This window comes from Reticulibacter mediterranei (assembly GCF_016587455.1).
Genome location: NZ_BNJK01000001.1, coordinates 3,115,391 through 3,129,252, shown reverse-complemented (window position 1 = coordinate 3,129,252; position 13,862 = coordinate 3,115,391). Strand labels below are relative to the sequence as shown.

At 52.2% G+C, this 13,862-nt stretch carries 11 protein-coding genes; 5 read left to right on the top strand and 6 right to left on the bottom strand.

Features of this window, described 5'->3' with window-relative positions; genetic code table 11:
- Positions 1 to 275 precede the first annotated feature (275 nt).
- Together glnA and K3T83_RS13265 are read left to right on the top strand one after the other, a co-directional pair.
- Positions 276 to 1,679 (top strand): type I glutamate--ammonia ligase, encoded by a 1,404-nt coding sequence (glnA, locus tag K3T83_RS13270; protein WP_220203445.1) that lies wholly within the window; start codon positions 276 to 278, stop codon positions 1,677 to 1,679.
- A gap of 18 nt (positions 1,680 to 1,697) precedes the next feature.
- Positions 1,698 to 2,282 (top strand): Uma2 family endonuclease, encoded by a 585-nt coding sequence (locus tag K3T83_RS13265; RefSeq protein WP_220203444.1) that lies wholly within the window; start codon positions 1,698 to 1,700, stop codon positions 2,280 to 2,282.
- 10 nt (positions 2,283 to 2,292) lie between these two features.
- Here K3T83_RS13265 and K3T83_RS13260 read toward each other — a convergent pair whose 3' ends face one another.
- From K3T83_RS13260 to K3T83_RS13235, 6 genes are all read right to left on the bottom strand, one after another.
- Positions 2,293 to 2,685 (bottom strand): ArsR/SmtB family transcription factor, encoded by a 393-nt coding sequence (locus tag K3T83_RS13260; RefSeq protein WP_220203443.1) that lies wholly within the window; start codon positions 2,683 to 2,685, stop codon positions 2,293 to 2,295.
- A 407-nt stretch (positions 2,686 to 3,092) separates the two neighbouring features.
- A complete protein-coding gene (locus K3T83_RS13255) occupies positions 3,093 to 4,193 on the bottom strand; it encodes a glycosyltransferase (RefSeq protein WP_220203442.1) in 1,101 nt (366 codons plus the stop codon).
- A complete protein-coding gene (locus K3T83_RS13250) occupies positions 4,190 to 4,600 on the bottom strand; it encodes a 6-carboxytetrahydropterin synthase (RefSeq protein ID WP_220203441.1) in 411 nt (136 codons plus the stop codon). Before K3T83_RS13250 ends, K3T83_RS13255 begins: the two co-directional genes overlap by 4 nt.
- Positions 4,601 to 4,622: 22 nt before the next feature.
- Positions 4,623 to 5,336: an SDR family NAD(P)-dependent oxidoreductase gene (locus K3T83_RS13245; protein ID WP_220203440.1), complete on the bottom strand. Its 714-nt coding sequence runs from the start codon at positions 5,334 to 5,336 to the stop codon at positions 4,623 to 4,625.
- Positions 5,337 to 5,504: 168 nt separating this feature from the next.
- Positions 5,505 to 7,283, bottom strand: coding sequence for an ATP-binding cassette domain-containing protein (locus tag K3T83_RS13240; protein WP_220203439.1), 1,779 nt, complete (start codon positions 7,281 to 7,283; stop codon positions 5,505 to 5,507).
- Between the two features lie 8 nt (positions 7,284 to 7,291).
- Positions 7,292 to 9,052 carry an ABC transporter ATP-binding protein gene (locus tag K3T83_RS13235; RefSeq protein WP_236064889.1) on the bottom strand — a complete coding sequence of 587 codons (1,761 nt, stop codon included), beginning with the start codon at positions 9,050 to 9,052 and terminating at the stop codon, positions 7,292 to 7,294.
- Positions 9,053 to 9,647: 595 nt separating this feature from the next.
- Between K3T83_RS13235 and K3T83_RS13230 the strand changes: the two genes are divergently transcribed.
- The 3 genes from K3T83_RS13230 (at position 9,648) to K3T83_RS13220 (ending at position 13,796) form a co-directional block, all read left to right on the top strand.
- Entirely contained in the window at positions 9,648 to 10,925 is a 1,278-nt protein-coding gene (locus K3T83_RS13230) for a DUF4388 domain-containing protein (protein WP_308441680.1), read from the top strand.
- Positions 10,926 to 11,040: 115 nt separating this feature from the next.
- Positions 11,041 to 11,646 (top strand): TetR/AcrR family transcriptional regulator, encoded by a 606-nt coding sequence (locus K3T83_RS13225; protein ID WP_220203437.1) that lies wholly within the window; start codon positions 11,041 to 11,043, stop codon positions 11,644 to 11,646.
- A 251-nt stretch (positions 11,647 to 11,897) separates the two neighbouring features.
- Positions 11,898 to 13,796 carry an MMPL family transporter gene (locus K3T83_RS13220; RefSeq protein ID WP_220203436.1) on the top strand — a complete coding sequence of 633 codons (1,899 nt, stop codon included), beginning with the start codon at positions 11,898 to 11,900 and terminating at the stop codon, positions 13,794 to 13,796.
- The last annotated feature ends 66 nt before the right edge of the window (positions 13,797 to 13,862 follow it).

Genomic DNA, 13,862 nt, shown 5'->3' with positions numbered 1-13,862 from the left:
AAAGCAGTCCAGTCGCCCTATATTTGTGAACCTCAGTTGCTGTTCTCCTGCGTTATAACGATAGGACTACCTTGACAGTCTGAACCTTGCATGCAACAATTGTGGCACGCTGACAAGCGAGAACGTGTGTGTAAGATATAGATTCTGGTTGAGATAGAAATATGTATACTGGTAAGTCTACCATTCGTTATAAATGCGAGCAGTGGCGGGCTGCGCTATCTGCCAATATATAGTCAGCGTAGACATGATGAGGCTCGCAGAGAGGAGCGAGAGTGATGGCTGAAAAACAACACCGTAGTCGTGAGCAGATAGAGCGGATCACGGCTATGATTGATCGAGAACAAGTACGTTTTATCAATCTGGAGTTTACTGATGTAGTAGGAGTAGTGAAGAGTGTCACCATTCCCGTTGAACAATTTTCCACGTGTTTGAGCCGGGGAAAATGGTTTGATGGTTCAGCGCTAGAGGGCTTTGCCCGTATTGCTGAGAGCGATATGTACCTGTTCCCTGATCTCTCAACCTTCACGATACTCCCCGATACCGTGCGTCATCTGCCGGCTATGCCTTCGGGTCAGCGCTATGAGCTGAGCAATAGTGATTCGGTGGCACGCGTGATCTGTAACGTGCATACGCCCGATGGTCAGATTTTTGATGGTGATCCACGCGCGGCCCTGCTACGTGCACGTGAAATCGCACGCTCAATGGGCTTTGAATTTCGCGTTGCCCCGGAACTGGAGTTCTTCCTCTTGCGCTTTGAGAATAAGACGCCGGTTCCTCTGCCGCATGATCGTGGCGGCTACTTCGATCTTTCCACCGATCTTGCCGCAACTATCCGTCAACAGATGGCCTATACGCTGCAAAAGATGGGGATCAGCATAGAGGCGAGCCACCATGAGGTGGCGGAAGGCCAACATGAGCTGGATTTTGGCATGAGCGAAGCCCTTCAGGTTGCTGATGGACTGGTCACTGCCAAATATGCTCTCAAATCTATTGCGTCTCAGCAGGGTCTCTACGCCACCTTCCTGCCCAAGCCATTCTATGGCGTCAACGGCTCCGGCCTGCATATTCATCAGCAGCTCTTCAGCCTGGAGACGGGCAAAAACGCGTTTGTTGACGAGCAAGCCGAATATGGACTCTCCGACGTTGCCAGAGGCTTCATCGCTGGTCAGCTAGCCCATGCACGCGCCATGTGTGCCATTCTTGCTCCTCTGGTCAACTCGTACAAACGTCTCGTGCGTGGCTTTGAAGCACCGGTCGTGATTAACTGGGGGCGCGTAAACCGTCAGGCCTTGATTCGTGTTCCTCGCCTGAGTACCGATACACAATCATCCATGCGTATCGAGTTGCGCTGCACCGACTCCAGTTGCAATCCATATCTCGCACTGGCGGTGATGTTGCGTGCAGGTTTGGACGGCATCCAGCGCAAACTGACGCTTCCTGCTCCAATGGACGAGAATCTCTTTCTGCAAGACGAAAACGAGCGCTTGCAGCCGCGCACTCGCCTGCTCCCTGCCACGCTGGGAGAAGCTCTGGAGGGGATGCGCGAGGATTCCCTGATTCATGAAACGCTGGGCGATTCCATTTACGAGGGCTTCATCGATGCGAAAAGCATTGAGTGGACCGAGTATCGCCAGCAGGTCCATTCCTGGGAGATCGAACGCTATCTCCCCATGTTCTAATGGAAGGGCAACAACGTAATGACGGCATCACCTCACTCATCGCTTATGAGCGTTGAAGAGTATCTTCAACTCGACCGCACCAGCCGCGAGGCTCGCTATGAGTACGTTGATGGATTCGCGCGCATGCTGGTCAGGGGCACCCCTGACCACGCGAAAATCAGCGTGAATATCGTCGGTGTCCTCTATAGCCTGCTTGATGACAAGCCGTATAGCCTCTATACCTCTGATGTGCGCGTCTGCCTCTCCTCCACACGTTATGTCTATCCCGATGTCACCGTGATCGCGGATGGGCAGCGTCAGGGGCCAGCAGACTCCGTTCAGCATCCCCGGCTGATTGTTGAGATACTTACCGCACAGAGCGAGGCCTATGATCGTGGGCGCAAGCTGGCCTATTATCGCGAATGCCCGACCATTCAAGAATATATGCTTGTAAACTCGCAACATCCCTCAATCGAGGTCTATCGCTCAGAGAAAGATACATTGTGGCGTTATCACGCTTTTGGCACGGGTGATAACGTGACACTGACGAGCCTTGATATTCTCTTTCCCCTGGCGAAAGTCTACAGAAATGTTGTCTTGCCTGAAGAGGATGATTTCTCGTAAGAGGTTGTAATCACTCTAACGACTCTGCTTCGGCAATCAAAGAGGGATCAAGGCCGCGCAAATGCTCAACGGTCAGGTTCTCAATAATCGTTTGCAAGCCATCAGGATTTAACTCATAGTGACGGTAGCTGTTCTCGCGCCTCACGTTGATCAGGCCGACTCTTTTGAGTAGCGAAATATGATGTGAAATGGTGGGAGTGGTCACGCCGAGCGCTTCCGCCAGTTCTTGCCCAAACATCGAACGGCTGGCCAGTAACGCCAGAATGCGGATGCGCATCGGATCTGCAAAGGCTCTCCCAAACCGCAACAATACCTCATCCTGTTCCAGATCAAAGTTTTTTATCCTGGCCGCACTAAAACGCCGCTGTGCCTCAAGACGTTCCTGCTGGTTATTTATAAGCATCTGTTTTTTCCATGAATCATTTCGCCTGTGGGAACCTCTGTCTTTTAAGCAGGGGAGGAAACAGGCGCTCCTTGTCTGCTCAAGTTCAGGTTTGGAGGGCAAGCAAACTCGCTCTCCAAACCTCCGCATTCTATGCGGGGTACTTGGCTGCTAAAATTGTACAACTGTATAACTAGAAGATAGACAAATCATGAAAAAATGTCAAGTGCTTTGAGGGCAATATATTGCAGGAGAGAAAATAATATATTTTCATCTACGAATCTTGTATAAGCTGTAAAAAACGTTTGGCCATCTGACTGATGGGCACTGGTTGCTCGCTTTGTCGTAATTACGCGATTTATCGTGTGTTCCTTCATTTTTTAATGTTGAAGTAAGCTCGATAAATCGCGTAATTACGGGAAAAAGTATCATTTATTGCTTATATCGGCGTAAGCACGCTCATATTCGTCGAGCATGTGGGGGAATGAGAAATTGCGCTCAACGTGTGTACGGCATGACGTACGAGGTAACTCAACGAGACGATCCACCAGAGCGGCAGCCTGGGCGCAATTACCAGACTCAACCAGGAAGCCAGTCTCGCCATGACGAATGATCTCATTCATCGCGCCGCGACGGAAGGCAATCACTGGCGTTCCTGTTGCCATTGCCTCAACCGGCGTCAGGCCAAACGGCTCGTCCCAGGCGATAGGGCAGAGCAGCCCGCACACGCGTCCCATGAGTTGCCATAATTCTGTGTGGGTCAGCAGGCCGAGATGCTGGATGTGTGGACCTGCCTGTTGCAGGCGAGGCTGGATGTGCTCTTCATAATAGGTTTGATCGTAGATGCCGCCAGCGATCAGCAATGGCCGGCCTGCCCGTTCCGCGATCTCAATAGCCTCCTCCACGCCTTTTTCCGGCGTGATTCGTCCGGCGAAAAGCAGTGGCGCTTCGTCTGGAACAAAGGGCGCAAAGGGTATCTCATCCAGATTGACACCATTGTAAATAATGTAGTCGAATGGTGTCCAGGTCTCGTAGGTGCGAGCGCAGGCGTGTGAAACGGTAATCAGCTTCAGAGGGTGCCCCTGCTGGTGAAGGACGCGTAGCGCCTCGTTGATTTCTGGTGAGATGGCGTGCAGATGCAGCGTATGAGCTACCGGCAGATGGTGCAGTACCGTACTGCAAACGAACGCGGGCCAGTCGAAAGCGTGGACATGCACGAGATCGAACTCGCTCTGTCGCTGCTGAAGTTGCAGAAAGAGGTTGAGAAAGAGATTCGCCTGGGCAAAGAAGCCTGGATCGGCGGGCCGTTCCAGCGCAGGCCCGGAGAAGCTGGATGGCCGCACGTTCTCCGGCACATTTATCTCTTCAATTGGCACGCCTGAAACCGAGGAGCCCTGTCGTGCAAAAAGCGTGACAGAGTGTTGTCGCTGGATCAGGCCTTGAGCGAGCGCAGCAACCAGCGCTTGAGCGCCTCCAACATAGGGTTGAGCGATGGGCGTGACCAGGGGGGCGACGAGTGCGATTCTCATGCTTTTCCTCGATAGGTCGCGATATTATTTTCGGTTTCGTGGAGCTTGACTTCGTAGAGTTGCCCTGGCGGAAAATCGTGTGCCAGCCGTTCCCAGAACTTGATGGCGAGCATTTCGGCGGTGGGAATGATGCCTTCGAGCCAGGGAACGTCGTAATTGAGATGCTTATGATCTACCCAATCAACGACCTGCTCGTTAACGATCCGTTTGAGATCGGTGAGATTGAGGACCATGCCCGTACGTGGGTCAGGCTCGCCCTGTACGGTGACTTCCAGCACATAGTTGTGTCCATGTCCGTTGGGATTGGCGCATTTGTCGTAGATTGCGTAATTCTCTTTGTCGGTCAAGTGATTGCTCCAGAGGCGGTGTGACGCGCTAAAGGTGACACGCCGTGTCAGGTAGACCATAGATTGTCTCCTCTGTACCAGGCTAGGCATTGGTAAATAGCTCGATATTGCTGCCACTCAGCATGCGCCCGGAATCGTCGGCCATGAAGAGCAGGATCTCCGCCAGATCGTTGGCCGTCATGCCAGCCTTCAAGTTATGTCCTGCCTCGCGTAACATCTGTGTATCGACAGCTCCTGGACTGACTGCGCAGACGCGGATATTGTGCGGCTTGCCCTCAACAGCCAGTATCTCGGTGAGTCCCGCCACGCCCGATTTCGAGACGTTATAAGCGCTGAGGCCAGGGAACTTCTCAACCCCTTTGACTCCTGAGAGCGACGACAGGTTGATGATGACTCCATGCTGTTGCGAGACCATCAGGCGGAAGGCTTCCCGGCAGCAGAGAAACGTGCCGCGTAGATTGACGTTGAGCACCGCATCCCAGGTGGCTACATCCATTTCAACAAATGGACGCGTGGCAATTATTCCTGCACAATTGACCAGAATATCCACGCGCCCGTAACTCTCTCGTACCCGCTCAAACAGCGCCATCACATCTTCTTCTTGTGAAACATCTCCTACAACTGATAGCATGTGTCCGCCTGTTTTCGCAATGATGGACGCCGTTTCCTCAAGGTGAGCGTTTGTGCGACTGAAGAGGATGACCCGAGCACCCTCTCGTGCAAACTGTATAGCAGTAGCGCGCCCGACGCCGCGACCGGCTCCGGTGATAATGGCTACGTGATCTTTGATACTCATGCTATGACTCCAGTGGTTTTATTTTCACTATATCACAGCTACGAGAGCAAACAGGAATCCCTTATTTCGTAGTGGAGCTATTTATCGCGTTGGAAGAAGCGCTTGAGAAGCTGCCCTAACGCGATAAATAGCTCCACTACGAAATAAGGGATTCACCAGGTTCGTTTGTTACGATTCGTCATCAATCTCACCATGCCAGAGATAGCGCATCTCGTCGCTTGACTCTAGCAAGTATTCTAATGTCCCTTCGGCGGCGATGCGTCCGTCTTTCAGCACGATAATATGGTCAGCGTGCTGCAACGTAAAGCGGCGATGGGAAACGATCAGACAGGTTTGCTCTTGATGGGCGAAGAGGCGTTCCCAGAGTTGTTGTTCCGTCTCAACGTCGAGCGCGCTGGAAAGGTCATCGAAGAGCAGAAGTTCGGGTTGGCGCAGGAACATACGGGCAGCAGCAGTGCGCTGAATCTGGCCACCGGAGAGTTTGACGCCCTTTGGCCCTACCAGCGTATCGAGACCGTTTTCAAGCGCCTGTACATCCTGCTCCATAACGGCGGCATGGATGACGGAAACGAGTTGGATTGGCTCGTCTGGATAGCCCATGAGCAGGTTTTGCTTGAGCGTCTCGCTGCACAGGCGCGGGACTTGAGGCGTATAGGCGCTCTGGGGTGGAACAAAGAAGCGGTCGGGATACATGATGCGCTCACCATTCCAGAAAATGTCGCCTGCCTGCCTGGGGAGCAATCCCTGTATGGTGCGCAACAGGAGCGTCTTTCCTGAGCCGATACGCCCGGTAATGACCGTACGAGTGCCGCGCCGCAACTGGAGGTTAATCTGTTCTATCCCTCGCCCGGACTGCGCATAGCAGTATGTGAGGCCGCGAACCTCTAAGCATTCAAGCGGAGCAGCCTGCCTCTCTGGTTCTGAGACCTGGGGGTATGCGCCTCTCAAATAGACGGGAGCGTGAGCCGTTACGGTTGCTTCGGCCGCTTCTTCTGGTAATATTGCCTGGAGACGTTGTAGCGCGACCGCCGCCTGCTTGTACATGGCGATGTTCTGGCTGAAGAACGAGGTAAAGATGGCAATCTCGTCAAGATACGACATAAAAAGCGCGAGACTGCCAACTGAGAAAGAGCCACTATGCATCGACTGAGCGGCCAGTAGCAGGATGACGCCTGCTCCGATGCTTGAAGTATTGCGCGTGATTGAGCCAAGCACGACATCGGTAAAAAAGAGGCTGCGAAGGTTTGTTTGTCGGCGGGTATCGTTCAAGCGGTGGAGATGATCGATGACGCGACGCTGGGCGGCGGCAAGCTGGATGGCCTGTGCCGAGTTGAACATCTCGCCAATAAAGGCGCTCACCTCGCCCTCGGCTTTGCGGCTTTGACGATGATACTGCTGGATTCTCGCGCTCATCCTGTTCATGAGGACGCATGATCCGACCAGCGGCACAAAGACGACGAGGGTAATCAACGGGTTGATCGTGAACAGGACGCTCACTGCGATCAGCGCTTGCGTCCCGGCCCCAATCAGCATATTGGTGTAGCTTATTGTGTTGGTGATCGTGGTTGTGTCGGCGTCGAAGCGGTTAATCAGTTCGCCTACCGAAGAGGGGAGTGGCCGCGCACCAAGTCTGGTGAGCAATTGCTCGAAGACGTTGCGCCTGATTAATGTGTTTCCATACTCGCGGCAGGTCGTATCTATTGCTGTGCTGGAGAGCATCACCGTCACACGAGCGGTCGCAGCCCCTACGAGCAGAGCACCCAGCGTCCAGAGATCCCAGCCAACAGCTTTATTGACAGCGAGCAGGTTGAAGATGGCGAACGCAAGCAATCCAGGAAGCAGCAAGATCCAGTTACGGAATAACTGTAAGATGACATCGAATACATACAGCCAGGGTGTGAAGGTGATAAGTTCCCAACATGCTTTATAGATATTTTTATTTTGCATATATTATCCTAATCTATAACCTCTGCCAGACCTGTTTGTAAGAGATGTGAAAAACGTGAAGTTGGATCAGTTGCCAGTTTGTCGCGATCTCCATACTCGCAGATAGAACCATCCTCAAGGATCATGATTGCATTGACGGACTGTACCGCTGCGAGGTGGTGGGCAATCACGACGCCCGTTCGTCCGGCAAGCAATCGATCAATAGCTCCCTCTATTAGCTTCTCTGTAACGGGATCGAGGCGCGAAGAGGCTTCATCGAGGATGACGAGATCTGGATTTTGCAGGAAGACACGCGCAAAGGCCAGCAATTGTGCCTCGCCAGAGGAAAGGGTGACGCCCCCGCCAGCGATGATCGTATCGAGTCCAGCTGGCAGAGAGGCGTACCACTGCGAGAGGTTGAGTTCGCAGATGACTTGCTTCAGGCGCTCGTCTGAAATGCTCGGATCAAAAAAGGTGAGATTGTCGCGAATGCTGGCATGGAAAAGCTGGACATCCTGCGTGACAACGCCGATGCGGTGGCGCAGCGTCTCAAGTGTTGTCTGCCGGATATCAATACCTCCAATCCGAACAGATCCTTGCTGTACATCGTAGGCTCTATAGAGCAGGCGCGCCAACGTCGTCTTGCCGCAGCCAGTTCTGCCAAGCAAACCAAGCGTTGTGCCAGCTGGCAGCTCAAAAGAGAGATCGTGGAGTACCTGTTTGTCCGGTGTGTAGCCAAAGGAGGCGTTGTCGAAGCTGATCGCAAGCGGTCCCGATGGCAGGGGAACGTCGGGACCATCGATGATGGCATTGGGTGTATGGTAGAGTTCAGTGATGCGCTGAATGCTGGCCGTCGCGCTCTGCATCTGATTGATCTGGAAGGTGATGACGTAAAGGCTTTGAGTGAGCAGGGTGGTGTAGTAATAGGTAACATAGATCGCACCCAATGTCATCTGCCCGCTGTGCAACAGATAGGCCCCCAACGTTAAGACCGCCGCCACTGCGAGGGCCAGGCCGATTTCAATGGCACTGGAAAAGTAACGTCCAGTGACGTTGCTCAAGCGTGCTGTATGCAGGATGCGACGCGTTAACCTGCTAAAGGCGAGCATCACGTAGCTCTGAGCACCGTTGCTATGGATATCTTCTATGCTGGAGAGCCGCTCCTCGAAGAAACTGGCGAGCGCGGCACTGGCCTGTCGAGCGTCGCGGAAGCGTGGCACTGAGATGTTCTGTAAGGGGCGCAGCAATACGAGAATCAGCAGAGCAAATGCCAGTAACAGCAACCCGACACGCCAATCAACTGAGAACGTGAGCGCGATGATGCCGATGAGCAGCAGTGTGCGACCAAGTACGTAGAACACAAAGCGCGAGAAAAAATTGGCAAGCATCGCAATATCGCCATTGACGCGCTCAATTAGCTCGCCAGGCGTGTGCGCTTTATGAAAAGACATATCCAGATTGAGACAGTGAAGGGCAAGATCGGCCCGCAGTGCATTGGTTGCTTGCCAACTGACATCCTCGCTGATATAGCTGGCGAACGCTGTGACGATCTGGTTAGCGATAACCAGCCCGATAAATAACAGCGCAATGGGAATGAGGATGATCATGTGGTTTTCGACGGAATCAATGAAATGCCCTAGAAGTTGTGGATTGAGAATGTCCAGCCCGATACTAACGAAGAGGAGCAGGACAAGTAAAATGACCTTAAATCGTTGAGGGGTAAGATATGTTTTTAGCAGCGAAACATAATAGCGAAACGGAACCTGGGCGATCATTTTTTGCTGGGCCACGCTTTTTCCTTTCGTTTTAATATATCACCATCGGATATATCCCATGTGGATATAATAGGGGAAGAGGTTGTTATTTGTCAAGGAAGGGGAGAAAGATCATTGTTTTATTGAAGTTTGCCCATCTATATAGAAAATTTGCACAATAGAAGTCATCAAAAACAGGTACTTTAGACGATGACGATTGTTACCCTTATACGTTCTAATAAGTAGAGTGAAGAGGAAGTGCGAGATGTACGTAGGCAAGCAACCACCTCGACGAGCGGCTTGTAACGTATGATCAGAATTATTTCCATGCGACCTTTTCCCCATGGGGTTGCATGCGCGCCTCTACGTCTCTCGCGAGCAAGTTGTTTTGCATACGCGTGATAAGGATCGGACGAGCTGGCACCCCGTCTGGTCCTTATTTTTATCTCAACCAGAAGTACCATCTTAAAGAGCAGACAAATAGCAACAAGAGGCGATACTTGTTGAAACATGTTGAGCTTGCTATAATGTAATGGCATACTGACTAAATTTTTTGTTGACACTACCTTAGATAAGAGCGATGATCATCACAGATTTTTGGTTGTGATTGGCACTATTGCGGCCTGACTGGATGCACGGGGGACATATGGGAGCAGACACGGTTCTGTCTGGTTCACTGAGAGATTTTGGTTTGGTAGAAGTCTTGCAAGTGGTGGAGCTGGGGAGCATGACAGGCGCGATCCATCTCAAGCAGAACAATGGGCGAATGGGCATCCTGTACTTCAATGATGGCAAGATGGTCAATTGCTCAGAATTCGATCCTGGCGCGTTAACCCTTGGCGACGTTTTACAGCAGCAAGGCATGACCACCTACCATCACATTGAACAGGCTTATTCGCAACAGATACAGGATCTGCTGGGAAGACGTATTGGCGAGCGCTTGGTGATGATGGGAGCCATTACAGATCAACAACTGCAAGAGGCGCTGCGTACCAAAGTACTCTGGACGGCGCGCGAACTGGCTTTGTGGGAAGATGGCACCTATGAATTTATGGCGGCCAGCGATATACAAAAACTGCTGCCCTACGGCGAAGTGGCGCTGGATATCGAAGTCGTGCGCATCACGATGGAGATGGTTCGTTATGGCGATGAGTGGCAGGAGTTGAAGAACTTTTTGCCGCAGGGGATGCGCACCATGCTCAATATGAGTCCCACGCTACCTTACCCCATGCGCTTCGATCTACGCACAGTCGAACTGCTTACCCAGGTCAACCTCTACCGCCGCGTCCGACGAATCGCGAGTGCCATGCGCCGCCCCGAACTGGACGTTGCGCGCGAACTGGCCGAACTTGTTCAGCAGCGCTTTCTCGTCCCGGTGGCGCAAGACCTGTCTCAACATATGAATGGTCGCAAGATACGTCTGCCCGATCCCGCCGAAAAGCTGCGCCTGGAAAACTTCGCTTTCCTCGATTTAATCAGCCGCATGGAACTGGAATGGGAGAAGCGCCGCACGCCAATGGACCAGTTGCCCGCCCTGGTCGATTTTATCAACTGGACGATGGATGCGCTCTCCGAAACTGCTCGTGGCAACGGAACCATCCTCGATCCCAATACCTTGCGTTCCCTGATGTATAGCGAACGGTTGAGCCATATGGGAACCTACGAGTTTCGCGTCGATCAGAACCATATTGACGTCGAAAGCTTTCGCACCCTCTGTCGTGAGGTCTTGAGCGGCGATATGCAGCAGGCGGAGGCGTTTTATAATCAGGCGTCAATGGTGTTGCATCGGTTGCTGTGCTGCATTTTTGAATCGATCAACGCACGCGTGGCGAATCCGCGCGAACGCCTGGAAAACCAGGAAGTGTGGGAGGCCATGTTCGAGCAGTTTGCGCTCCAGCATAGCCACTGATGCCCTGTGGATCTACTACCACACTCAGGCGTGGCAGGTAACACGTCCCGGCTTGACATTCTTTATTTTTATGCTATAAACTGAATGAACGTCATTCAGTTGTTGTGGAGGAGCGATGCCAGAAAAATCAAAGGGAGAAGTTCAGTCGAAACGGTCAGCAATCCTCGATGCTGCTCGTGATCTCTTCACGCAAAAGGGGTATGAAGAAACCACGATTGCCGAGATTGCGCAGGCGGCTGGTGTCGCTGTCGGAACGGTCTATTTATACTTTCGCAATAAGCATGAGATATTAACTGGTGCCTCGCTTGACCTTGAAGCTGGCCTGGCACAGATTTTTCTTGATCCTACATTGCTCGATTTGCCCTTTGAGAAAGTTCCCGAAGTGTTAATCGAGAAAATTTTTCATGCTGGACGCCAGAAAAAAAAGCATATGGCGCTGCTTCAAATAGATGTTTTCTCCTCTGAGGATATGTTGCAGTATAAGAAGGTCAACGCTCAGCTGACGGAGGCCATCAGTACGTTTTTGCGCAATGCTATTGCCAGAGGCTATCTTGCTCCTTGCGATACTGATATGTATGCACAACTGTTGTATTTATTGGGGCGCTCCGTCCTGCATCAATGTTTTGCCGTCGAAAAGGGCGAGCGCGAGGATCTCTATCGCCACTCTATGGCTGATCTGATCAAGCGGCTGTTCTCCGGCCCTCCTTTGAGTATGAGCTAAAAGCTTTCCAATCGGGAGCTTTCTCCTGATGAACCTGTTTCCTAAATACGCCGATGTTTGTCTTAAATTTTCTGCCATTATGAATGAACCTCATTCATAATGGGTGTATAGATAAAAGTGAATGTCATGCAAACTTTAGGATAGTGCATCGAAGAGAAAGCTCACAAAACTTCAGGAGGTTTTGTCATGCGGTCTACAGGTAGTGTCTATGAAGAATACACAGATAAGACGGAACAGAAGGCTGGCAATCTGTGGTTACGTCGAGTCGGACGCTTTGCCGTTCGGTATCGCTGGGTTGGGATCGTGAGAGGGCGAAGACACTGCGGAACCTGGATAGTAAGCAGGCATTGGTGGTGGCACGGGTCAGTGGCAGTGCAACAGAGGCCTGCGCACGATTGGGCGTTCTGTCGCCTCAATTTACGCGTGAGGATGCCAATATCACGGTTGCGGTTGGCGGTCGAGAAGAGGTTTTGCGGCAGATCGGCGTTGAGAGTCAGCACGACCTTGTCCGCACGGAAGGCGTGAGCCTGGTCATTATGCTTGTATTGCTCCTCTTTGTATTTCGCAGTGTTGTCGCTGCTGTGCTGCCGCTGGTAATCAGTATGTTTGCCATCTTTGGTAGCCTGTTAACGCTCAGGATTATCGCTTCATTCACTGAGGTTTCCTCCTTCGCGCTCAATCTCGCCACGATGCTAGGTCTGGGATTGAGCGTTGATTACAGCCTGTTTATCGTCTCCCGCTTTCGAGAGGAGCTTCGTAGCGGGAAAGAGGTGCATGATGCGGTGGTGAGGACGGTTGAAGCGGCTGGACGAACAGTGATCTTTAGCGGCTTGACGTTTGCCATTTCTCTCTCAGCTCTGCTGCTCTTTCCCTACTTTTACCTGCGCTCCTTTGCCTATGCAGGTATTGGCGTGATCGTGGCTGGTGTTCTCAGCGCTTTGTTGACGCTGCCTGCGGTGCTTACCATTCTGGGACGCCGGATTGATCGTGGGACTGTGTGGAGAGCGGGAAGGTCTGTGGCTGGTGAGGGTTTCTGGCATCGGATCGCGATGTTTGTGATGCGCCGTCCGGTGCCTGTTGGCATCGCAGGTGTGGCACTATTAGTGATACTGGGCTTGCCTTTTCTCAATCTCAACTTTGGGATTGCCGATGATCGCATTTTGCCTCTTGAAGCCTCCAGCCGTCAGGTGCAGGAGCAGATTCGGCAAAATTTCGCGGCTGAAGAGACCGACGCTATGCATGTGGTGGCAACTGACGTGGTTGCTCCCGCTACGCACAGCGCGGAAATTGAGCGTTATGCCATTGCTCTGTCGCGTATTCCTGGTATTGCTCAGGTTGATGCTTTGACTGGTTCTTATGCCAATGGCGAACGCACCGCAGCTCCTATAGACTGGTCTGCTCGTTTTGCGTCTGAGCGTGGAACGTGGCTGTCTGTGGTTTCATCGGAGGATCGCTTAAATCGAGATCCATTTGGACTGGTGCGCGATGTGCGAGCAACGCACGCACCATTTGCAGTAGAGGTAGGTGGACCACTGGCCGAGGCTCTCGATTTTCGTAGCGCTCTTCTCGCTTTTGTGCCTGTTGTGGTGGGAGTGATTGCCGTTGTAACATTTATCGTGATATTCCTGATGACTGGCAGTCTGGTAATGCCTCTCAAGGCCATTATACTAAACTTTCTGAGCCTTTCTGCTACGTTTGGGGCGCTGGTCTGGATATTCCAGGAGGGCAATCTCTCTACAATCCTCAACTTTACGCCAAGCGGCACCCTGGAAATTAGCATGCCGGTCCTGATATTCTGTGTCGCCTTTGGCCTGTCTATGGACTATGAGGTTTTTATCATGACACGTATCAAAGAGGAATATGATCGGACTGGCGATAATGTCCACTCCGTTGCAACGGGTCTGGAACAAAGCGGTCCTCTTGTCACGGCGGCGGCGGTCCTTCTGGCCGTAGTTTTTGTGGCTCTGACCACTTCGGGGGTTGTCTTCTTCAAGATCCTGGGGATCGGATTGACGCTGGCGGTCCTGCTGGATGCTTCCCTCATTCGGGCGCTACTGGTGCCTGCTTTCATGCGCTTAATGGGCAACGCGAACTGGTGGGCACCTGCGGCCTTGCAGCGCTTACAGCGCAGATTTGGCTTGAACGATTGATGACGTTAGAAATGTCGTAGTCGCGCGATTTATCGCGCAATATTAGCAAATGCGCGATAAATCGCG